Annotated in this window: 20 protein-coding genes; 4 read left to right on the top strand and 16 right to left on the bottom strand. The window is 58.4% G+C overall.

From position 1 onward, the window contains the following. Positions 1 to 18 precede the first annotated feature (18 nt). The 3 genes from nadC to nadA are packed head-to-tail and all read right to left on the bottom strand — an operon-like array spanning position 19 to position 3,448. Positions 19 to 864 carry a carboxylating nicotinate-nucleotide diphosphorylase gene (nadC, locus tag GbCGDNIH6_RS03325; RefSeq protein ID WP_011631349.1) on the bottom strand — a complete coding sequence of 282 codons (846 nt, stop codon included), beginning with the start codon at positions 862 to 864 and terminating at the stop codon, positions 19 to 21. Beyond that, a complete protein-coding gene (locus GbCGDNIH6_RS03320; protein ID WP_232449944.1) occupies positions 861 to 2,408 on the bottom strand; it encodes an L-aspartate oxidase in 1,548 nt (515 codons plus the stop codon). Before GbCGDNIH6_RS03320 ends, nadC begins: the two co-directional genes overlap by 4 nt. Before the next feature lie 56 nt (positions 2,409 to 2,464). Continuing rightward, the gene (gene nadA, locus GbCGDNIH6_RS03315) at positions 2,465 to 3,448 is read right to left on the bottom strand and encodes a quinolinate synthase NadA (protein ID WP_196768620.1); all 984 of its coding nucleotides are present in this window, start codon (positions 3,446 to 3,448) and stop codon (positions 2,465 to 2,467) included. A gap of 315 nt (positions 3,449 to 3,763) precedes the next feature. Here nadA and GbCGDNIH6_RS03310 point away from each other — a divergent pair, with 315 nt between their 5' ends. Beyond that, entirely contained in the window at positions 3,764 to 4,318 is a 555-nt protein-coding gene (locus GbCGDNIH6_RS03310; RefSeq protein WP_232450034.1) for a sulfotransferase family 2 domain-containing protein, read from the top strand. A gap of 66 nt (positions 4,319 to 4,384) precedes the next feature. Here GbCGDNIH6_RS03310 and GbCGDNIH6_RS03305 read toward each other — a convergent pair whose 3' ends face one another. The 5 genes from GbCGDNIH6_RS03305 to GbCGDNIH6_RS03285 all read right to left on the bottom strand — a co-directional run bounded on the left by GbCGDNIH6_RS03305 (position 4,385) and on the right by GbCGDNIH6_RS03285 (position 9,228). Beyond that, entirely contained in the window at positions 4,385 to 4,750 is a 366-nt protein-coding gene (locus tag GbCGDNIH6_RS03305; protein ID WP_025286150.1) for an RT0821/Lpp0805 family surface protein, read from the bottom strand. Positions 4,751 to 4,921: 171 nt separating this feature from the next. Continuing rightward, positions 4,922 to 5,263, bottom strand: a complete 342-nt coding sequence (locus GbCGDNIH6_RS03300) for a carboxymuconolactone decarboxylase family protein (RefSeq protein WP_072564303.1) — start codon at positions 5,261 to 5,263, stop codon at positions 4,922 to 4,924. Between the two features lie 69 nt (positions 5,264 to 5,332). Continuing rightward, complete coding sequence (locus tag GbCGDNIH6_RS03295) at positions 5,333 to 6,292, bottom strand: NUDIX hydrolase (RefSeq protein ID WP_232449942.1); 960 nt, start codon at positions 6,290 to 6,292, stop codon at positions 5,333 to 5,335. Positions 6,293 to 6,303: 11 nt separating this feature from the next. After that, positions 6,304 to 8,175 (bottom strand): hypothetical protein, encoded by a 1,872-nt coding sequence (locus tag GbCGDNIH6_RS03290; RefSeq protein ID WP_072562828.1) that lies wholly within the window; start codon positions 8,173 to 8,175, stop codon positions 6,304 to 6,306. 21 nt (positions 8,176 to 8,196) lie between these two features. Then, a complete protein-coding gene (locus GbCGDNIH6_RS03285; RefSeq protein WP_232449940.1) occupies positions 8,197 to 9,228 on the bottom strand; it encodes a mitochondrial fission ELM1 family protein in 1,032 nt (343 codons plus the stop codon). A gap of 174 nt (positions 9,229 to 9,402) precedes the next feature. Between GbCGDNIH6_RS03285 and GbCGDNIH6_RS03280 the strand changes: the two genes are divergently transcribed. Both GbCGDNIH6_RS03280 and GbCGDNIH6_RS03275 read left to right on the top strand, forming a co-directional pair. Then, positions 9,403 to 10,389: a M14 family metallopeptidase gene (locus GbCGDNIH6_RS03280; protein ID WP_232449938.1), complete on the top strand. Its 987-nt coding sequence runs from the start codon at positions 9,403 to 9,405 to the stop codon at positions 10,387 to 10,389. 84 nt (positions 10,390 to 10,473) lie between these two features. Then, positions 10,474 to 11,520 (top strand): glycosyltransferase family 4 protein, encoded by a 1,047-nt coding sequence (locus GbCGDNIH6_RS03275; protein ID WP_157692308.1) that lies wholly within the window; start codon positions 10,474 to 10,476, stop codon positions 11,518 to 11,520. 59 nt (positions 11,521 to 11,579) lie between these two features. On the opposite strand, the gene cobT is transcribed toward GbCGDNIH6_RS03275, so the two are convergent. From cobT to GbCGDNIH6_RS03260, 3 genes are all read right to left on the bottom strand, one after another. Beyond that, the gene (gene cobT / locus GbCGDNIH6_RS03270; protein ID WP_072562826.1) at positions 11,580 to 13,466 is read right to left on the bottom strand and encodes a cobaltochelatase subunit CobT; all 1,887 of its coding nucleotides are present in this window, start codon (positions 13,464 to 13,466) and stop codon (positions 11,580 to 11,582) included. A 20-nt stretch (positions 13,467 to 13,486) separates the two neighbouring features. Then, positions 13,487 to 14,521 (bottom strand): cobaltochelatase subunit CobS, encoded by a 1,035-nt coding sequence (gene cobS / locus GbCGDNIH6_RS03265; protein WP_072562825.1) that lies wholly within the window; start codon positions 14,519 to 14,521, stop codon positions 13,487 to 13,489. A gap of 85 nt (positions 14,522 to 14,606) precedes the next feature. Continuing rightward, entirely contained in the window at positions 14,607 to 15,221 is a 615-nt protein-coding gene (locus GbCGDNIH6_RS03260) for a J domain-containing protein (protein ID WP_072562824.1), read from the bottom strand. Positions 15,222 to 15,331: 110 nt separating this feature from the next. Here GbCGDNIH6_RS03260 and GbCGDNIH6_RS03255 point away from each other — a divergent pair, with 110 nt between their 5' ends. After that, positions 15,332 to 15,667: a BolA family protein gene (locus GbCGDNIH6_RS03255; RefSeq protein ID WP_072562823.1), complete on the top strand. Its 336-nt coding sequence runs from the start codon at positions 15,332 to 15,334 to the stop codon at positions 15,665 to 15,667. Positions 15,668 to 15,685: 18 nt separating this feature from the next. On the opposite strand, the gene GbCGDNIH6_RS03250 is transcribed toward GbCGDNIH6_RS03255, so the two are convergent. The 5 genes from GbCGDNIH6_RS03250 to GbCGDNIH6_RS03230 all read right to left on the bottom strand — a co-directional run bounded on the left by GbCGDNIH6_RS03250 (position 15,686) and on the right by GbCGDNIH6_RS03230 (position 22,163). Then, the gene (locus tag GbCGDNIH6_RS03250; RefSeq protein ID WP_072562822.1) at positions 15,686 to 17,902 is read right to left on the bottom strand and encodes a beta strand repeat-containing protein; all 2,217 of its coding nucleotides are present in this window, start codon (positions 17,900 to 17,902) and stop codon (positions 15,686 to 15,688) included. A gap of 112 nt (positions 17,903 to 18,014) precedes the next feature. Continuing rightward, positions 18,015 to 18,800 (bottom strand): competence/damage-inducible protein A, encoded by a 786-nt coding sequence (locus GbCGDNIH6_RS03245; protein WP_072562821.1) that lies wholly within the window; start codon positions 18,798 to 18,800, stop codon positions 18,015 to 18,017. Positions 18,801 to 18,817: 17 nt separating this feature from the next. Further along, positions 18,818 to 19,987, bottom strand: a complete 1,170-nt coding sequence (locus GbCGDNIH6_RS03240) for a bifunctional GNAT family N-acetyltransferase/(deoxy)nucleoside triphosphate pyrophosphohydrolase (protein WP_081369935.1) — start codon at positions 19,985 to 19,987, stop codon at positions 18,818 to 18,820. 4 nt (positions 19,988 to 19,991) lie between these two features. After that, positions 19,992 to 21,221 carry a bifunctional glutamate N-acetyltransferase/amino-acid acetyltransferase ArgJ gene (gene argJ, locus GbCGDNIH6_RS03235; protein WP_072562820.1) on the bottom strand — a complete coding sequence of 410 codons (1,230 nt, stop codon included), beginning with the start codon at positions 21,219 to 21,221 and terminating at the stop codon, positions 19,992 to 19,994. A gap of 3 nt (positions 21,222 to 21,224) precedes the next feature. Beyond that, entirely contained in the window at positions 21,225 to 22,163 is a 939-nt protein-coding gene (locus tag GbCGDNIH6_RS03230; RefSeq protein ID WP_072548246.1) for a peptidylprolyl isomerase, read from the bottom strand. Between the last annotated feature and the right edge of the window lie 74 nt (positions 22,164 to 22,237).

Raw genomic sequence — 22,237 nt, 5'->3', positions numbered from 1 at the left:
ATCACTGAAAACCAGTCGTCAATCCAGAAAATCCAGCCCGATATCCAATACCGCAGAGCTGTGAGTCAGCCATCCAGCTGAAATCAGATCTACCCCGCTTTCAGCGATGGCTGGTGCTGTCTGCGGCGTAATCCGCCCCGATGCCTCAGCAATGGCGCGGCCATTGATGATCCCTACTGCCTGCCTCAGCGTGGCCGGATCCATATTGTCCAGCAGTACGGCATCAATATCGTATTCCAGCACCTGATGCAGCTGCGTCAGTGTATCCACCTCGACCTCAATTTTGACCAGATGGCCGATGCTGGAACGCGCCCGCTTGATGGCTGTCGCCACACCTCCGGCAATGGCGATATGATTGTCCTTGATCAATACCGCATCATCAAGACCGAAGCGATGATTGCTGCCGCCACCGGCACGCACTGCATATTTCTCGACGGCACGCAGTCCGGGTGTCGTCTTTCGCGTGCAGCATATCCGCGCCTTGGTATGGGCAATCGCATCGGCAATTCCGGCCGTTGCCGTCGCGATACCACTCAAATGTCCCAGAAAATTAAGGGCGACACGCTCCCCGGTCAGCAACCCCCGCGCAGGGCCGTCAATGGTGGCAATGGCATCACCAGGCATCACCCGGCCACCATCGGGAACATGGATAGAAAAATGGATCCGTGGCTCCACCAGGTGAAAAGCGAGCCTGGCAAGATCAAGCCCGGCAATGACTCCAGGCTGGCGTGCTTGCAAAGCCACGCGCGCAGTCTGCGTCGCCGGTATCACGGCATCCGTGGTAATATCTCCTGCCCGGCCCAGATCCTCCAACAACGCGGCACGGACCAGTGGTTCCAGCAGCAGATCGGGCAAAGGGGTCATGATGCCTCCTGTTTCAGCACTGCTGGACTATCCGGTCTGGCCTGAGCGTTCATCAAACAGGCGGTACGGGCCAGCACAGTTACGGCGGAGTCGGTACGCCGGAATAGAGGCAGAGTCGAAGGATAATCATCCCTCGCATGACCCCCGCGACTTTCTTTCCGGGCCAGCGCAGCATCAGCAATCATCAGCCCGATCAACGCCGCATCATCATGCTCCGCAAGTGGACGAAGGGCTGCAATTGCCCGACTCAGTCCCGCATGGTTGCGTAGAACGCCAACATCTCGACTCATCACGGCACGCACAGCATCGCCGGCACCACATGTGATCGCGTCAGGCATGGCAGGCGCTGGCAACAGTGGCGCAACAGGCGCAGCCGTCTGCGCCGCGATGCTCTCCGCAACCCAGCCACCGGTGACGGCAGCCTCCAGCAACGAATTGCTTGCCAGCCGGTTGGCTCCATGCAGCCCTGTGCACGCCGCCTCACCGCACGCCCACAGACCCGGGACGGAACTTCTGCCTTCCTTGTCCACCACGATACCACCCATGTGGTAATGCGCAGCGGGACGGATCGGTATTGGCTGCACTGACGGATCGAAACCTGCCCCCCGGCAAATAGCATCAATAGCCGGAAAGCGAACCGGGAAGCGGGCACCGACCGCCTTTGTTGCGTCAAGATAAACGCGATGACCTGCAACGAGATGCCGGAAAACACCACGCGATACCACATCCCTGGGCGCCAGATCGTCAGGGAGAAAACGCTCTCCTGTCTCGTCGATCAAAGCCGCACCTTCACCGCGGACAGCCTCACTGATCAGCGGCATCGGATCCCGTCCGGCATCAAAGGCAGTGGGATGAAACTGCACGAACTCCATATCCCCCAGCAACGCTCCGGCCCGCGCCGCAAGGGCCAGCCCCGCTCCCGTTGCTCCTTTCGGATTGGTGGTATGGGCATACAGACCGCCGACGCCGCCGGAGGCAATCACCACGCGACCGGTGCGGATGCAGTGAAATGATCCGTTCCGCACAAACAGTAAACCGGCCACGGCACCATTGACGGTGATCAGCCGCACCGCCCGCGCACAATCCAGCAGCGTTATCGACGATTCGCTTCTGGCTGCCGCGAGCACGGCTCGAAGAACCTCTCGTCCGCTGCCATCGCCTTGCGCATGGACGATGCGACGACGACTATGCGCGGCTTCAAGCCCCAGCCTGAAAGCGCCAGCCTGATCCCGATCGAACCGCGCCCCAAGCTCCGCCAGCGCCTCCACCGCTGCCGGAGCAGCAGCGGTGATCCGGGCCACCACATCAGGGTCACAGAGGCCATCCCCAGCCGCCAGAGTATCCTGAGCATGCAATGCCGGAGAATCATCCGGGCCGAGTGCGGAAGCAATTCCCCCCTGCGCCCAGCCACTTGCAGCCTGCTCCCCCAATGGAGCAGCGCTCAGCACGACAGAGGGAACAGGAGCCAGCCGCAAGGCCGTCATCAGCCCGGCCAGTCCCGCCCCTATGATGACAACCCGCCCATCGAGGGATGAGTGATCCATATGTCTGGACTCCAACAGTGCCGGCATGAGGAAACGGCCAATCGGGTCGAAGCGGTTCAGATCGCCAGCATGCGCTCCACGGCCTGGCGCGCCCTGTCAGCGACAGAGGCATCGATGGTCACTTCATGGGTCATCGTTTCCAGACTGTGCCGGATATTGGCCAGAGTGACCCGTTTCATATGCGGGCACAGATTGCACGGGCGCACGAATTCCACATCCGGGTGATGCACGGCAACATTATCACTCATCGAGCACTCCGTGATCAGAACGACACGGCCCGGCTTGTTTTGCGCCACATAATCCGACATGCCCGCGGTCGAGCCCGCATAATCGGCCTCCGCCACGACATCCGGCGGGCATTCCGGATGCGCCAGCACGACGACACCGGGGTTTTCCGCCCGCAACTCCCTGATCTGTTCGGGCGTGAAGCGCTCATGCACCTCGCAATGCCCCGCCCAGGTAATGATGTTGACGCCGGTTTCGTTGGCTATGTTTTGTGCCAGATACTCGTCCGGGATCATCATGACGCGCTCATGGCCTTCCTGCGCCAGCCGCTCCACGATTTTCCGTGCATTGCCGGACGTGCAGCACAGATCACTCTCCGCCTTCACCGCCGCCGAGGTGTTGACATAGGTCACCACCGGAACACCGGGATAACGCTCCCGCATCAGCCGCACATCAGCCGCCGTGATGCTGTCAGCCAGTGAGCAGCCAGCCGCCATATCGGGGATCAGCACGGTCTTGGACGGGTTAAGCAGCTTTGCCGTCTCGGCCATGAAATGCACGCCTGCCAGCACGATGACATCCGCATCGACGAACTGCGCTTCCCGTGCCAGTTTCAGGCTGTCGCCAACAATGTCAGACACGCAGTGAAAGATTTCCGGCGTCTGGTAGTTATGCGCCAGAATCACCGCGTTGCGTTCCCGCTTCAGTCGTAGAATCGCCTCGATATCGCCTTCAAAAGCAGGCCATTCCATCGGGGGAATGACGCGCTTTACACGGTCGTAAAGCGATGAAACGTTTTCGATCGAATCCAGCAAGCACGCCTCCTATTATGCTCTTTTTGAGCATATTAAGATAAAAGATCGGCCTTTGTTGACAGCATTATGCTGTAAGTGAGCATAATGCTGTCAAGCTGTTTTCCATATTTGCTGATAAAAGTGAGGCGAACCCGATCCAGCAACATATCGTTTCAATTCATATCAATAGCTTACACCCTGCACGCGTATAGCTTCGGGCTCTTTCATCTGAGCACCGGAGCATCCCCCCTGACGACGCGCCCGCCCCCCTCGACCGCAACAATGCCCTTCGACAATCGCGGGCGATTCCGTCCCGGCAGACAGCATTTGACCTTCATGCTGGGCGGAAAGCGTATTCTGTACGCTTATATTCGCAAAAACGGGTGCAGCAGCTTCAAAGCTGCGATGGGTCTCGATCCCGAAATACGCATCGGGCATATCCCGCGGAAATACAAAATCTGGCCATTCGGCCATTACGACGCCCGTATCTTTGTCTGGCGCGATCCTGAAGCACGCCTCGTCAGCCTGTTTCGCAATAAAATTCTTGACCGGCATAATGCAGAGGATCTGATCGCACGATATCGACGCATCATGCGTGAAGAGCCGTCAACATTTGAGAAATTTGCTGTTTTTGCATCGTTGAACGGCGATCCGCATGTCGTGCCGCAGTATCGCCATCTACATCCGATCCGCTATTCCCACGCCATTGAACTCAGTCAGTTACATCATGCGATGGCCGATCTGGTCGGGGCAGAAGAAGCAGCCATATTCCGCAAGCCCTTTAACCCGTCCCAGGCTACAATGGTCGAGGTTACCCCCGAAGCCCGCCGGATTATCCATCATTATTACCGGCAGGATTATGCCATGGTCGAAACACTGACCCGCCCATGACAGACAGAAAAGGGGCAGGACCAATCCGGTCGCTGCCCCCTTTATACAGCCTAGTACGGCTGGAAATCAGCGTGTTTTCCACACACCTTGCGCTGTCTTGCACCAGTCCAGCGTATAGACATTTGGGGCATTGCGCCTTTTCAGCATCACATCATACCTGATTTTTCGGCAGGACATTCCGTCCTTTTGGTACTGCTCAACCAGGGTCAGCGTGCCGCTGTTACCGGTCTTAGGATTGGACCACGGTTGGGTTGAGCCGTTGAACAGAGGCTCGTTTCCGAAGAGAGGTCCCGCTGCCTTACCAAGAGTGGCAAGGTCGCTCTTATTGAGGGCTGAACCGTCAACGCTGGTGTAAAATGGATTGAGTTGGGCATGGGCATGGCTGGACACCAGCAGGATTCCCATGATCAGCCCGGCTTTGAATAATTGCATACGCTCCAGCCCTCATTATAGCCAGCCTCGTTACAGATCGTCGCAGTCTGCTCGCCTCGCCCAGCGTCACACCCTGCGCGAAAACCAATCTGCCCGTGTAACACAAGGCGGGTCAATGGACGGCTTGCCACCGGCTCCACATGCGAGCGGCGGCAAGCTTTTCACGCCGGCTCAGTCCTCGGACTGATCGCCAAACGCATCCATGGCACGGGCAGAATAGACCAGAGCCGCACCGGTATTCAGGGCAATGGCAACCCCCAAAGCCTCAGCCACTTCTTCCTTTGTTGCACCCGCCTTACGGGCCGCCTCGGTATGGAACGCCAGACACCCATCGCAGCGTGTCGTGACGGCAACGGCAAGGGCGATCAGCTCCCTTGTTTTGGCATCCAGCACATTCGGCGACGGTGCCGCCGCCGCGAGAATGTCGTGGCCTTTCAGGACATCGGGGTTAACCTTCGCCAGCTTTCCCAGTTCGCCGCCCAACTGGCCGCGATAGGCAGCCCAATCCAGCATTTTTCCGGCCATTCATATGCTCCCTTTTTTATTTCTGCTCCGATCCCGATACCCGACAAGCTGAAACACTCAGGGCACCCGGGCCAAGGGCAGTTTGGAACCAGCCATACTCCGCTCCCGCATCACAGCACCCCGGAAGCGGTACAGTTTCGCAGGACGGCCACCTGTCTGCGCTGCCATAGCGCCGGTTTCCTCGACCAGTTCCTGCTGCTCCATCTGGCGACGAAAATTCTGCTTGTGCAAGCGGTGTCCGGCCAAAGCCTCCATCGCCACCTGAAGCTGGCCAAGGGTAAAAGCATCCGGCATCAGTTCAAACACCACCGGGCGATACTTGATCTTTGCCCGCAGCCTGGCAATTGCCGTCGCCAGAATACGGCGATGGTCATACAGCATCGACAGCCCCGGCACGCGCCCGGCAGTGGGCGCGCGGGATTCAGCCACCAGCCCCGCTTCGTATAAAAGTTCGTAGCGTTGCAGAACGAGTTCTTCGTTCCATTTCTCTCCACCGGTGCCGAAAGCGGCATCGCGCCGCAATGTCCGCTGCTGGCGGAGCATACCATCCGCCCCGGCGATCCAGGTTTCCAGACGGCGGGCAATCTCTGCCCCCAGCGCGATCCCGCCCATCTCGCGCCGATCCTCCCATGGGAAATAGGCATACCAGTTGCGCCGGCCCACCTGCCGTTCCGTCATGCGGGTCAGCCCGAGATAGGAAATGGAAATCGCACGGCGCCCATCCCCCGCACGGTCATGATCGGCGAAAGTGTAAAGCTGCTCGATATATCCCAGCGGATGGCCGGTCTGCCGTTCCACCCAGGAGCGTGTGCCGGCCTGAAGGGAACGATGCCCTTCCTCAAACGGGCCGGAAGGAAGGGCATGCCCCTCCTGCACCGTCAGCACTTGCGGATCGCCATCGGAGACCGCCGCCAGCACCGCGATCAGCTCAACCGCGACCGGAGAATTCCCGTTGGCAGGCAATATCCGTTCCTCTTTATAACCGGAGCGCTCCGGCCAGACTTCGCCAGGGAGCAACAGGGGGAGCGTCAGAATCCGAACATGTGATCCAGCGAGAAAGCATCCGCCCGTTCCAGACCGTGATAGCCGAACAGCCGGCAGGTTCGGTCACGGATCAGCACATACCCGCCCCTTCCCGCTGCATCCATCAGCGCCGGACCAAAAATCCGGTGTGGCCGCACCACATGGCTGCCAGAGCAGGGAATCGCAAGTGATTCCTCGGCAATCATCTTGCCCTCCGCATCATGCAGCAGCAGGGATGTGCAGGACAATGCGCGCCATGAGGCGGAAGCCGGGTAGATCAGATGCGCGAAACTCTCAAGCCCGTCCGCCCCCAGTTTCAGGAACAACCGCGTGGACAGGCCCGGTGGCGGCCCGGAATAGGATTGCGGCTCCCCGCGATAGGTCATCGCCGTGTTGTAGATATGCGCGCCAAAGCTGGTCTCCGCCGCATGACCGGAGACGCGATGCTCGTAACGGAACAGGCCGTGCAGCCAGCCATCGGCCTCCCCACCCTCACGGAAATCATAGACCAGTTCGCCATGACCGCCCTCCGGCAGGGCGTCCTCCGGCAGAAGAGTGTCCAGATCGAGCGCCAGATCATGGTGACGCGGCAGGTTTCCCAGAAAATGCTCCGCCACTTTCTGGCCATCCGGGGCGAACAAATCGAGCCGGAGTGGCAGGGAGTTCTGCTCATGCGCCATCGGGGTCGGCTGGGCGATACTGCGGAAATACCGACGCGGCATGATCGGGAATGGCAGCAGATAGCCCCGCCCCAGCAATGGCGACAGGGCACGGATACCCGGATCGGGCCGCAGATCGGCGCGCTCCACATTCGGATGCGCAATGCGGGTCAATGCACCGCGGATCACCTCATAGCGCGGTCTGACCACATGACGGCCCGCAAGAATTTCTACCTGTGCGGGCCAATATATCCCGGGCAGCAGCGCAGCGACATCCAGCGCCTCGGTCGCGAATGGGGGAATGACCTTATCCAGCACCACCGGTTTTTCCGCACCCATGCGATCCAGCGCGATGGCTCCCGCCGGAATCGGCACGGCATGACTGTTCTGCACCCACAGGATCACACGCTCATCCTCACGGGGGGCGGGTAGACCGGCATAGCGTTCAGACGGCCATGCATTGGCATCATGCGTGCAGGATAATGAACCACCGCCATACGTATCCACGGCGTATTTCACCACATCATGCCCGGCAACGCCGATGGCATGGATGAAAAGCTGGCCGGTGAATTCAGGCAGATTAAAGCGTGCCCTCACCTCGCGGCTGTCAATGACGATACCACCGGGACCGGCAGGCACCTTCTGTTCCCATGTTGCCAGCACTGATCCATCCTGCGCAAACAGACGCAGCCACAGCCGGACCGAGTTTGCACCGTATCCGGCCCAGTAATTGGCGGTGACCAATCTGGTGGAAAGGCCATTCTGCTCCCGGAAAAATGCAAAATTGGTCGCAAAATTCAGCCTGTCGAGATAGCGCGGGGCGGTCTGCAGCGCCTCCGGGATACGGATATCCTCCAGTGTGACCAGTTCCGCCCCCTCGGGCATCAGAGAGTCCAGACGGTCGGCCAGCCGCCTCGTATCGAACGTCGCCGCCAGCACGATCTTCGCGCCGCTGCGGGGCAGATCGGTCACCGGACGCACATCCTGCTCCTGCAGGCGTTCCGTATCCTGCACATAGAGCGCTTCCACCGGCGGCAGTTCGGGCAGCATGACGAACAGGGTCCGGGCTATTCCCTCGGGATCGAAGACGGCGACTTTCCCCTTGCCCGCCAACTGACGGGTCAGACGAGAGGCTGCCTCCGCCGCCAGAGGATGCGCCAGCGCCTTGTAGAGAACGTTGCCACCCTGGCGGTTATCGAAGGTTCTGATATCCAGCATACCCGTCTTCCGATCCTTGACTCAGATATTCAGACGATGGCGCAGCTCTGCTGCCACCGCAGGCGTATCATCCAGCGGCTTTGTCGCCCATTGCTCCAGCCGTCCGCGAAACGGCCTGACCCGGCCGCAGGCCATCATCCGATCATTGAACTGGCCGATTCTGCGCGAACGACCCGGCAACCGCGCCAGTAGAACCGGCACTGAGGTCGCCACCGCCTCCGACACCATGGAGACACTGTCCTCGGTCGTCACGATAGCGTCAGCGCAGGCCAGCAATCCGAAATAAGGATTGTCTCCCTCGCCATTCCAGACCCATCCACCTCGCGGTTCAAGCGCCTGCCGCAGGACGGATACAGCATCCGGCGCGGTACGGCGCGACGGAGTCAGCGCGATCCCCACATGGTCAGCCTGCATCATTGCCGCCAGATCAGCCCCCAACGCCACAGCCACATCACGATCCAGCCGGTAGCGACCATTAGAGCCACCCACCAGTACGGCCACCAGCGGGCGAGGCAGATGCGCAAACCGTGGCGCCCATATCGCCGCTGCCTCGGCCAGACGCCGTGGCGTCACGCCATGCAGCGCATTGCGGGTCACCAGAACATTGGGACCGGTCAGCCCATCATGTTCCGCCACCAGCACGACATCGAACCGGGCCGGATTCATGCGCGGATGCTGGACCTGCACCACACGAAGCCCTGTCTTATACCGGGATTTAAGCGCCGCACCGATCCGGGCCGCCATGCCGCCACCGCCGATGATGATCTCCGGCATCGCACCCGCCAACGCCTCCGGCTCTATCGCGCGCAACGGCATCGGCCATAGTGAGGGGGAAAGGTTTTTCCAGACGCCCCGCGCCTTCAGGGCGCGTATCTCAGGGGCCAACCCCACCGCCTCCGCAATACCTCTGATCTGGGCCTGTAAACCTGCATAAGGCTCCGAGATGGCCCAAGCAACAGGATACACGGCAGACCCCACATGCCCCACAGGGAAGGAGGAGCTGTGCGTGGCAGGCAACGTAACGGGGGTTGTAGCAACAGACGAAGCAACCATGTCCTTCCTATCCGGTGCGTGGATCAACGCGTCAATGCACTGGATCAAGGCCAGTGCAAAAGCAGTGTTTTTTGGCGCAAAAAATCACCACCTTGATTGCAATCATTTCGATCCTGTTGGATTTTCAATCATGGACTCTTCCCGACCGATCCTCCGCCGATTCAGACCATAACCATGATGCAGACCACCTCTGCCATGATCCCTGAATTGACCGTCCGGCTGGAGACGCCAGACCTTGATCCGTGGATCACCGGCAATACCAGTATACAGGGCTTTACCAGCATCACCGGGCCTCGACCTGGACCGCATGTCGTTCTGGTCGCCCTGACTCACGGCAATGAAATTGCCGGGGCCATCGTATTGGACCAGTTGCTGAGGCAAGGGATCCGTCCGTTGCAGGGACGACTGACATTCGGTTTTGCCAATCTGGCCGCTTTCGCTCGATTCGATCCTCGACAACCTATTGCCAGCCGTTTTGTGGATGAGGATCTCAATCGGGTCTGGCAAAATGACCTGCTGGAGACCTCCCCTGTTGCAAGCGATGCACGCCGAAAAGAAGCTTATGAACTATGCCGCGCCAGAGAAATTAAGCCGCTCATCGACACAGCCGACGTTCTGATTGATCTGCATTCGATGCTGTGGCCGTCACGACCATTGATCCTGTGCGGACGGAACAGACAGGGGCTGGAGCTGGGACGGAGGGCAGGAGACCCAGCACTACCGATCGCCGATGATGGACATGCTTCCGGTCGCAGGCTAATCGATTACAGACCATTCTCGGAAATCGGCACCAATCGCACAGCCCTCCTCATTGAAGGGGGACAACATTGGCATTCCGAAACCGTCGCTACCTTGCACAAGATTGTTCTCAACCTGCTTGCAGCGCTGGGAATGATCCCTCCACAGCAGAAACCACCTTCACTGACGCCATGCTGGAGTGTAACGCATACCATCATGGCACAAACAGGTCATTTCACGTTTACGCAGCCTTTTACAGGTGGCTACACTGTTCCCCATGCCGGTACGCTGATCGCCCATGACGGGGATAAGACCGTGCGTACCCCTTATGATGACTGCCTCCTAGTAATGCCAAGCCTGCGGGCCAGTGCCGGACACACCGCCGTTAGATTGGCAAAACGAATTGATATCGAAATATCATAAATATTCCCTTAAACAGGGCATAGCTGACTCTCTAAATTCTGAAATACGCGAGCAGGTTGGATTTTGCCCAAAATGAATATACTCATGTTTAATCACGAATTTACGATTACAGGATCAAGCAAAGCTTTTTTTAGACTCGCGAAAGATTTAAAAGATTTTGGTCATAATCTTCAAATTTTTCCGGCCATACCTGAGCCAGGAGCAATGCTGCCTTATTTTGAATCCCTGGATGTACCTATATCGAGTAATTGTGATCCAAATAATTTTGATCTGGCAATTTTCAATACAATTGCCACAGGAGAACTAATTCCTTCTATTCCTCCACAGCTGCCAATCATCTGGTTTATCAATGAAGGTGATATAGCCGTCATGATGCTATGTGATCACCCTCCTCTGCGAGAAGCCTTATCTCACATCAGATCTCATACTGGCTCTATTATTTTTAATACAGAAAGCCAAAGGAAAGTGCTCCAGACTTTCATACGCCATTTACCTGAAAATAAAATCCACGTTTGCCCATTTGGCATTACAATAGATATTAATAATATTGTGCTCCCTAAAATTCTTCCCAAGACGACTGCCATCCGGATTGTTCAAGTAGGAACTGTAGAAGGCCGTAAACGGGCGGAAGATTTAATCAAAGCTGTGTCGATGTTTTCCGCAGATGTGGATATAGAATGTATCATATGTGGAAAAATATTCAATATGGAAGAAGATGCTGTAGAAATTTTTAACAGTAATCGAAAGCGGTTTAAAATTATTGAAAATTTAGAGGATGATGAACTTCTTGCTTGCATGGCATCAGCAGATATATTTTGCTTGGCCTCATATAATGAAACACAAGCACTTGCTGTTTATGAAGCGGCGCTTCTTGAGCGGCCGCTGATCCTCTCAGCCTTACCTTGTTACGATGGCGTTTTTGAACATGGCACCAATTGCCTCATGTTTCCTGCTCGTAATCCTGAAGCGCTGGCAGCCATGATCGCCACAATGATCACATGCCCTGACTATCGCATCAAACTGGGAAAGGCTGCGCGTCAAGCTGCACTACCATACACCAATGCAGCTTTCCTCTCCAAATTCAACGCTGTTGTGCAGCGCGTAACGAATCAGAGCATTTACCCAATGTGATTTAAAACATTGGATTTTCACCATCTGTAAAAGTGATTTTTACTGATGGTGGAATAAAATTACCCCCGCCGGGTATTCTCCTCGAACAGTTCCGACAATTTCCGCATCATCGTGCCGCCGAGTTCTTCCGCATCCACAATCGTGACGGCGCGGCGATAATAGCGTGTGACATCGTGGCCGATGCCGATCGCCACCAGTTCGACCGCATTGCGCCCCTCGATCTCGCGGATCACATCACGCAGATGCCGTTCCAGATAGTTCCCCGGATTGACGGAAAGCGTGCTGTCATCCACCGGCGCGCCATCGCTGATCACCATCAGGATACGGCGATGCTCCGGCCGGGCCAGCAATCGACGATAGGCCCATTGCAGAGCCTCGCCGTCGATATTTTCCTTCAGCAGCCCTTCCCGCAGCATCAGACCGAGATTGCGGCGGGCACGGCGCCATGGCGTATCAGCCGCTTTATAGACAATATGACGTAAATCGTTCAGCCGTCCGGGCAGACGCGGCTTTCCAGCGGCAACCCAGGCTTCCCGACTCTGACCGCCTTTCCAGGCGCGGGTTGTAAAGCCCAGCACCTCGACTTTCACTGCACAGCGTTCCAGTGTGCGCGCCAGAATATCGCCGCACATCGCCGCAACCGTGATTGGCCGTCCACGCATGGAGCCTGAATTATCGAGCAAGAGAGTGACGACCGTATCGCGAAACTCCGTCTCCCGCTCCCGCTTGTAGGAGAGCGGCACGGTGGGATTGGCAACGACACGCGCCAGACGGCTGACATCCAGCAATCCGTCTTCCAGATCGAACGTCCATGACCGCGTCTGCTGTGCCAGCAGGCGACGCTGAAGACGATTGGCGAGTTTCGAAACCACGCCCTGAAGATGTTGCAACTGTTGATCCAGCATCTGCCGCAGGCGCGTCAGCTCATCGGAATCGCACAGATCCTCGGCCGCCACTTCCTCGTCATAAGCCTGCGTGAAAGCGCGATAGACCGTATTGTTCGGATCATCCTGTACGTCCCGCCGCTGTTGAGGGCCACCCGGGCTGTCCTCCCCGTCTCCGGCAGCTTCATCCGAGCCGATATCGGCGGTTTCCTCGCGGGAGTCGGTTTCTTCCAGCTCCTGCGGGCTGGCGCCGAGCATACTATCCTGCTCCTTGCGGCTTTCGCCCTCACCATCCGGCGCATTATCCTGCGCACCGGACTGCTCGCCCTGATCCTCGTCCTCGCCTTCTTCCAGCTCCTGCGAGTCCGGCTGGCTTTCATCAAAGGAAGATGGCTCCAGATCGAGCGTCGAGAGAAGCCGCCGTGTCACCCGCGCAAAAGCGGTCTGATCATCCTGATGCAACACCAGATCGGCCAGCGCATCCTGCACTGCCGGGCCAAGCTGCGGTCGCCACAGATCGAGCACATGCCGCACTGAAGCTGGTGGCACCTCACCGGTCATCTTTTCCCGCGCCAGAAGCGACAGGGCACGGGAAAGCGGGAGTTGATCCCGCTTGGTCATGCGATCACAGCCAGCCGTCTCGCATTCATCAGACAAGCGGGCCTGCAGATTTGCGGCGACCCCCGCCATATGACGGCTACCGACGGCTTCCACCCGCATCTGTTCCAGCGCGTCGTAAACTTCCCGCGCCTCCGGCTGGGTTGGCAGACGGTTCTGATGCACGACCTCGTCATGGTGGCGCAGGCGCAAGGCCAGACTATCGGCAGCCCCGCGCAATTTGGCCATTTCGGCAGGCGGCAAGGCGCGTGTCGGCATCGGCAGCCGCGCACGCCGGCCCATCAGCGCCGATGGGCCGGGCTGGAATGCCACCTGAGCCTCTGCCGTTCCCGCCATGGAACGGAAGACCGAGGAGGTCGCCTTCTTGAACTCATCAACCCGGTTGGCAGCGTCTTGCACGCCGCCATCCTTCGAAGGGGGGCCGTTATGCCTGCTGCCGCTCATTCCCGTCTGCCTGCCCGCGATCAGAAGGCTTTCCGGTTGAACAGACCGGTCGGAATATCCTCGTTGAAGCAGCGCTGATAATATTCGGCCACGGTGGTGCGCTCTGCCTCATCGCATTTGTTCAGAAAGGTGACGCGGAACGCAAAGCCGAGATCCTTGAAAATCCGGGCATTCTGGGCCCAGGTAATGACCGTCCGTGGTGACATCACCGTGGAAATATCGCCATTGATGAAGCCTGCCCGGGTCAGCTCCGCCAGAGCCACCATGCTTTCGACCTCCTTGCGCGCCTGCGGATTTTTCGATCCGTCCACGCCCATTTTGGCCAGTACGATCTCCGTCTCCTGCGCATGCGGCAGATAATTCAGAGTGGTGACTATGTTCCAACGGTCCATCTGACCCTGATTGATCTGCTGCGTGCCATGATACAGCCCGGTCGTATCGCCCAACCCGACTGTATTCGCCGTCGCGAACAGACGGAAGGAAGGATGCGGGCGGATGACGCGATTCTGGTCCAGCAGGGTGAGCTTGCCCTCGACCTCCAGTACGCGCTGGATCACGAACATCACATCCGGGCGACCCGCATCGTATTCATCGAACACCAGCGCACAGGCATGCTGTAATGCCCAGGGAAGAATTCCCTCGCGGAATTCGGTGACCTGACGACCATCCTTCAGCACGATGGCATCCTTGCCGATCAGGTCGATACGGCTGATATGGCTGTCCAGATTGACGCGGATACAGGGCCAGTTGAGCCGCGCCGCCACCTGCTCGATATGGGTGGACTTGCCGGTACCATGATAGCCCTGAACCATCACCCGGCGATTATGAGCATACCCTGCCAGCAGGGCCAGCGTCGTCTCCGGATCGAAGCGATAGGTCGGGTCCGCCTCCGGCACATGTTCGGTCCGGATTGAGAAGGCGGGCACCTCCATATCGGAATCAATGCCGAACACCTCTCTCACACGGAGAGTAATGTCGGGGACGGTCAATGCAGAAGTTGGGGCAATCCCTTCCTCCGGATCCCTTGTTTCGGAGATGGCGGCAACCTTGGTCATCAGCGAACTCGTCCTGTCTCAAGAAGGAAGCACGGTAACGTCATAAGGAAAGAGAGGCAAAACCGGTAGAATGGCGTAGCACGAATCAGGCAGCCTGTTCGGCAGCATCTCCATTCCGGGCGGGTTCCCCGGCCAGACCCCGCCGCAGCGTGGCATAGGCCTGGTTGATGACTTTCAGCCGCTCCTCGGCCTCACGGCTGCCTCCGTTGGCATCCGGGTGATACCTCTTGGCCAGTTCCTTGTAGCGGCTTCTGATATCGTCCCAGGTCACAGGCCAGGGCAGACTCATGATCATCAGCGGCTCCCGTAATTCTTTGGGGGGCCGCTCCTCCTCCGGTTTTTTACGGCGGGTGGCAGCAGCCGCGCCATCGCGCAGCACGCCTAACGGATCACGCAATAAATCTTCCGGCGCAACGGGAGCACCGTTTTGGCCCAAAGGCCAGCTCGGCCGCTGCCATGCGGTATCAGCCCGCAGATGCGCCTCAATCTGCCCTGGGCTCATTCCCTTATAAAAATCCCACGATGCATTGTAGGCGCGCACATGCTCCAGACAGAACCACCAGTAATGGCGTAGTTCGGTCCTTGATTTTGGTGCACGATAAGCGGCCGGCATGTTGCAGCCAGCCATGTCACAGTCACGGGTCGGCGCGTCCGGATCGGGCGCGTAGGCCCTCGTTCGCGGAGCGCGTCTGGCCATCATGTCCTCTTATGTGCAACGGGAGGCACGAAACGCAACCCATCCCGTGCCTATCCTGTTCAATATCGCCTGAGACTCTTTCTCAGAACAGCAAAAAAAGCGATACTTCCCTTATGACACAGGAACATGCTCCCCTTACAGGCAGCCGCGCACAACGGATCGAAGACGTTTTACGCGCCCGCTTTACCCCGGTCCATCTCGATGTGCAGGATGACAGTGCCCGCCATGCAGGCCATGCCGGACTCCGTCATCAGAGCCGAGGCCCAGCCAGCACGGGAGAAACACATTTCAAAGTGACGCTGATCTCTGAGACTTTCCACGGCATATCCCGCGTCCAGCGCTCCCGCGCCGTGCATGAGGCTCTGGAGGCTGAATTCGCAGGCGGGCTGCATGCCCTGGTCCTGAGCCTGCGCACTCCGGAAGAACAGGCGGCGATCAACGCCGCCTGAACCAGCATCCAGAGCAGATCAGGTTATCGACCGGCCAGGAAGGCTTGCCGGGTCCGCCCCCACGAATGTCAACATCGTCTGATCGGGCAGGCTGAGTGTCACATAACCCGGTTGGACGGTCTTGACGATGCTCGCGGTATCATAGCCTTCCAGCACCAGCGAATCCTGGCCTGGATTAAAATCAAAGATCACCGCCGATCCACCGGCCTGCCCGGCAGTGACGGTGTAAATATCTTGGCCGGATCCTCCGGCAATGCTCATGGCACCACTGCCGATATAGGTGGTATCGTTGCCGCTTCCCAGCGTCGCGATTGTAATGCCCGCGCCACCCCAGAGCATGTCATTTCCAGAACCACCCCAGAACACAGTGTTTCCATTGGAAAGAAGCTGCGTGCCCGCATTGCCGCCCATCACGGTCGTTGCATTGCCACCGATAATCGTATCTGTAGCGTTGTTACTGCCAAAGATCAGCATCTTGCCGGCCCCCCCGACCATATGATCTCCTGACTGCCCGACAACGGTGCTGCTGCCACTTCCTCCAAGGATGTTATTGGCACCCTGCGCACCACCGAAAACCAGAGCCTCTCCGCTCCCGCCATAAATGGCGTTCCCGCCACCCCCGGTGACCGTGGTGTTGCCCGAACCGTTGACGATCACGCTGCCTGCACCACCAGCAGCGACCACACCCTCTCCCGCACCACCGAAAACGGTCATGGCGCCACCTCCCCCGTAAATCTTGGAGGCCCCATTTCCTCCTACAAAGGTGAGCTTACCGGCCCCGCTGGCCGCTACCTGAACCGATGTCATGCCAGCGCTGATCGTATCTGCGCCTGCACTCCAGACCGTGGCGTTGCCGTTGTTCAGAAACAAGGCATTCGCCGAACCCGCAGCCATTGCAACGCCGCCTGTTCCCAGGCTGGAATTCCATTTCACAGCAACGGTGGTCCCGTCCAGAACCGTACCGCCACTATACGTATTATTGCCTGACAAAGTCACAGTCCCGGGGGCTTTCACCGTCAGGAGCCCGTTGCCGGAGATCGTACCATCCAGGGATATGCTTCCGGTCCCCTGCAAGGTTGCCGGGCCTGTCAAGAGAATGGATTGGGAAGATTGAAAACCAGCCTGAACGCTCATATTTCCGGACAGTGAGAAAACCGGATCGAACGAGACCGATGATTGGGGCGAGTGACCATTCGCCCTTAATCCAAACAGCCCGTTCGCTGCATCGTAAAGAACATCGAAGCCTGCCAGAGCATGCAGGCCGGTGTTCACAAAAGTACCAGTCGATGAATTGCCTGATCTGACAACAGAAGGCGCCACACCGGTGGGTGTCCCGGTATTGAATGAATATTGTACAGCACCGCCCGTTCCCAACATGGAAAGAGTAATGGTGCTGTTTGCAGGCAGCCTGCTTCCGCCCTCATATTTCAGGAACATTTCATTCAGGCCGGTATCAATCAACACTGAGCCTGCCGGCAGTACCTTGCCATTCACGGTAACCGTCACCGGCGGTGCCAGCCAATCACCGGATTGCGATGCCGGAGCAAGTTTGGTGAAAGCCCACCCGCTGCCCGCGTTCGCCTGATTCAGCCCGACAGTAAGACCAGCCTGACTGACGATATAGCCACGCGACATAGCCCCCGACTGCATCGGGGCAAGATTCATGAGAGCGCTGTAGGCGGAAGTATAGTTTTGCTGCGTCGTCGAATCATAATCGAAGCGCAAACCCATCATATGCGCATGGCTGGTGTCGGAGACAAGCACCTTGAACGTCGTCGTCAGTGGCTGCCCACCGTTATCGGTTGCATCGGCAAAAGCCAGAGTCAGCGGCACGTAGTAGCCAGTAATACTGACATTATCGCTGCTATAGGTGAGAGAACCAGGAGGATAGGTCTGCAACTGCGCCTCCGTAAAACCGGGCAATGCAGCCTGAACTAAACTCAGTGGCATGACAGTCGGGAAAGAGCCGGTATCAACCACAAAGGTCGATGTCATGTTGCTGATCGCCTGCGTAGAGACAGCGGGTACGGGGGCTGCGGTTAATGCCCCGTTGGCTGCCTGCCCGGCCAATCCAACTACCCAAACCCTGACATTCAGCGTACCAGTTGCCGTAAACTGACTGAAGTCCGGCGTGACATATTGGCCATTGGAATAAAAAAGAAGCGGGATCGTCACTGATTCAGCAGAGCCGGAATAAATATTCCAGCTTGGCACCCCATTGGAAGAATTAGACATCCGATTCAGCCCCTGAAATAAATACGCAGATATTTGTAGATATATTATGATTTTTATGAAAAATCAGCACAGTAAATTACAACCGATACAAATAAAGTATTCATATTGTTTTTCAAGATGTTCGATCCAATTCTCCTAAAACAGGAGAGACATTAAATGTTTCGAACAATTCCATTACAGCAGCAGCAACATCATCCAGCTTTCTGGCATTGGTTCCTTTCGCAACAATCGCGATGCCATAAATCCGCTTTCCGTTTTCCTCTTTCTGGAACGGATAACTTCCTATTTCCACATCAGGCCAACGCATCTGTAAAATCGTCAGATCAGCAGCAATCGTGCCTTCTGCAATATCCCAGGCATGAACACTGCGGGATAATACGGGCAACCCCGCAGGCAGACGCTTGACCAGATCCTGAAACATCGCCTGCATAACGGCTGGGATACCGGCCATGACATGCACATTCCCAATACTGAATCCCGGCGCGAGAGAAACCGGATTGGCGATCAGCCTCGCCCCTCTCGGCATTGTCGCCATGCGCTGACGCGCCGGGTTGAAGCCACCCGGCGGATAATGCGCCTCCATCAAGGCCCATGCTTCCGGATGAGGCTCCCACGGAACACCGAAAGCCGCCGCCACACATTCGCTGGTAATGTCATCATGAGTAGGGCCGATACCACCCGTGGTCAGCACATGAGCAAAACGGGCACGGGTTTCATTCACAGTGGCGATAATGGTTTCCCGGATATCCGGAATGACCCTGACCTCCCGCAGCGGCAACCCATGCTCGCCCAATGCACGAGCCAGAAACTGGATATTCCTGTCTTGCGTACGGCCCGAGAGAATCTCGTTACCGATCACCAGCAGACATGCGCCTTGCGCAGAAGATGTATGACTCATGCAGTCAGAGTGCAGGCTTAGAGCAGATCCCGCAATATAGGGATGAGCGGTATATCAGCCGCCGGCATCGGGTAACGGTCGAGTTGATCCGGCAGCACCCATGCCAGAGCCTGCTCTTCTCTTGGTCTCGGCACACCCTGCCAGCGACGGCATGCGTAAAGCGGCATCAAAAGATGAAATTTTTCATACGCATGGCTGGCAAAGGCGAGAGGGGCCAGACATCCGGCAGAGGCATCTACACCCAGTTCCTCCCGCAATTCACGGATCAGGGCCTGTTCAGGGGTCTCACCGGGTTCCACCTTGCCACCTGGGAACTCCCACAGCCCCGCCATGCTGCGCCCTTCCGGACGACGGGCCAGCAGGATCTCTCCCTGAGCGTTCACCAGCGCCGCCGCGACCACCAGCAGGACTGGCAGATTGGCAGGCGCCATGCCCGGCATGATGCCCGATTGTGGCGGTGTTACCTGTTCCCGCCCACGCGGCAGGCCCGCATCGGGCACTCCGAACAGATCGTCCCGCAGCGCCTCGAAATGCAGCACCGGCACTTCTCCGGCCCGGGAGCGAAAGGGTTTCACGCCCGCCCCGACTTCCCGGAAACCAATTCGCTTCAGCACTGCGATCGAGGCCAGATTATCGCGGTCAGCCGTCGCTTCCAGCCGGTTGATCGGCAGATTGGCCATGGCCCAGCGGCACAGCCTGCCGACCGCCTCGGTCGCCACCCCATGCCCCCAGAAACGCCGTCCGACCCAGTAGCCAATGCTCGCCGCCCGTCCAGCCTGCCGGAGACTGCCGCGACCTTCCGGCAGCAGACGCAGGCCGACCCCGCCGATCAGGGTCTCCTTGGGGGCTGGCTCATAGCCTTCATGACCGGTAATGCCGAGATGCCAGGCGGTTCCCTCCCTGATACCCTGCAAGGTGGAACCGATCCACTCATCGGCCAGACTGCGCGGATAAGGGAACGGAACTTCTGCCAAAGTGCGACTGATTTCCCAATCATTGATCAACCGGTGCAGGGCCGGCGCATCTTCGGGGGAAAATGGACGCAGAATAAGGCGCTCCGTGCGGAGCGGCTTGAAGGCAGGTGTTTCGGATGAAGTCTGACTCGATGGCGAACGGGCTATCTCAGCACCGCTGCTCCGTGCCCGAAAGCTGAACGGAGGCCTTTCCGGCCGCGCTTCATCCGCCACCCTGTCAGCTCCTGTAGGAGCCGTTGATGTCGATGTAACCGTGCGTCAGATCGCAGGTCCAGGCAGTCGCCCGGCCTTTGCCGAGACCAAGATCGACCGCAATATTGATTGCCCGGCCTTTCATATGGGCCACAACCGGAGCCTCGTCATATCCGTCGATCACACCGCCATTGCGGGCCATCCATACGCCGCCAACCGCAACACCAAGCTTGTCGCGATCCGCCGGCTCACCTGCCTTGCCGACTGCCATCACGATGCGACCCCAGTTCGCATCTTCTCCGGCAACAGCCGTTTTCACCAGCGGGGAATTGGCGATGGACATGGCGATTTTCTCGGCGGAACCATTGCTGACAGCACCTTCGACATCGATCCGGATCAGCTTCTGCGCGCCTTCGCCGTCCCGTACCACCTGAAGAGCAAGATCGAGCAAAATTTCAGACAAGGCACGCGCAAAATCGCGCAGGGCTGGACCGCCTGTTTCCGGGACGCCAGGATGATTGGCCTGGCCAGTCGCGAATAGCAGCACTGTGTCACTGGTGGAGGTATCACTGTCCACCGTGATGCGGTTGAAACTGGTTTTGACTGCCTTGCCCAACATGGACTGCAAAGCCGCCGCGGGAATGGCCGCGTCCGTAAACACGAAGCAAAGCATGGTCGCCATATCCGGGGCGATCATACCGCTGCCCTTGGCAATCCCCTGAATGCGCACCGTCTTTCCGCCGATCTTCGCAGTACGGACCGCTCCCTTGGGAAAGGTATCGGTGGTCATGATGCCACGCGCGGCATCATGCCATGTGTCCTCGGTCAGCGCCGTATGCAGGGCGGGAAGAGCGGAGACAATCCGCTCATAAGGCAGTTGCTCGCCAATCACGCCGGTGGAGGCCAGAAAAACTTCCTCCTCCGCACAGCCGAGCAACTTTGCCGCCGCTTCAGCGCTGCGGCGAGCCGCTTCTTCCCCGGCGCGACCGGTGAAAACATTGGCATTGCCAGCGTTGACCACCAGCCCCCGCGCATGGCCGCCCTTCAGTGCCTCCCGGCACCAGCCGATCGGTGCGCCGGGACATTTGTTGCGGGTAAATACCCCCGCAACAGTTGTGCCTTGTGCCAGCTCCACCATGACCAGATCGGTGCGGCCCTTATAGCGGATACCAGCTGCCGCCGCACCAAGCCTGACACCCGGCAGAGGCGGCATCTCAGGCAGCGTGACGGCCAAAGGAGAAACCGGATGAGTCATGGCTCAGTTCTTCGCGGGAGCAGGGGCCGCAGGGGCAGCCTCCGGCTTCGGCACGGAACCATCAGGGTTGAAGCGTTCAACCTTCGCGCCCTTCATGGCGTTCGTGACAAGATCTTTCACCCCGTCCTGAATCACCTGCTGACGGAGCTGATCACGCGCCTGCTCGAAAGTCTGGGCCGGAGCACGACGATGTTCCAGCGTCTGGATCACGTGCCAGCCGAACTGGGTATGCACCGGCGTGGGGGAGACTTCATTATTCTTCAGCGCGAAGGCCGCCTTGCTGAATTCCGGCACCATATCGGCCTGCTTGAAGAACCCCAGATCCCCACCATTCGCAGCGCCCGGATCCTTGCTGCGTTCCTTGGCAATCTTGGCGAAATCGCCGCCCGCCTTCAGCTCGGCGATGATGCGCTTCGCCTCATCCTCGGTCGGCACCAGAATGTGGCGGGCATGGACTTCTTCCTCACCCGGCTTGCCAGCCAGTTCCTTGTCGAATTTCTTCCGCAGCGCCTCATCGGTCAGCAGCGGGCCGACATGCTCACGGATATAATCGTTCTGAAGCGTCTGATTGGCAGCCCGCTTCATATCGGCTGCGACATCCGGCTTCTTGTCCAGACCTTCCTTGCGGGCCGCCTGAACCAGCGCCTCACGCTGGAGCATCTGGTTCAGCAGGATCGGGTAGATGACCTGCGGCGGGGCCTGACGCATCTGTTCCGGCAGATTGCGGGCGGCATCCTCCAGATCCCCCAGATGAATGTCGGCGCCATTGACACGGCCGACGACCGTGCTCGGGGGCGGTGCCGCCTTCTGGGCGGAGGCTGCGTCATCAGCCTGTGCTGCGGTGACGGAAAGCCCGGCGCTCCCGGCCAGCAGGGCGGCGGCCAGTAAAGTCCGACTCCGCGTGCTGCTGAAGCAACGGGACACCGTGGGATAAAAAGTCATGGACGTTCCTTGGTTCTTGACGGGCGGCGAGGATATCGCCTCTCGGCCATACACCCCGCAAGCTTGCGGCTGGA

This window comes from Granulibacter bethesdensis (assembly GCF_001889525.1).
GTDB lineage: Bacteria > Pseudomonadota > Alphaproteobacteria > Acetobacterales > Acetobacteraceae > Granulibacter > Granulibacter bethesdensis_C.
The sequence above is the reverse complement of the archived record's forward strand: the minus strand, read 5'-3'. Positions and strand labels throughout refer to the sequence as shown.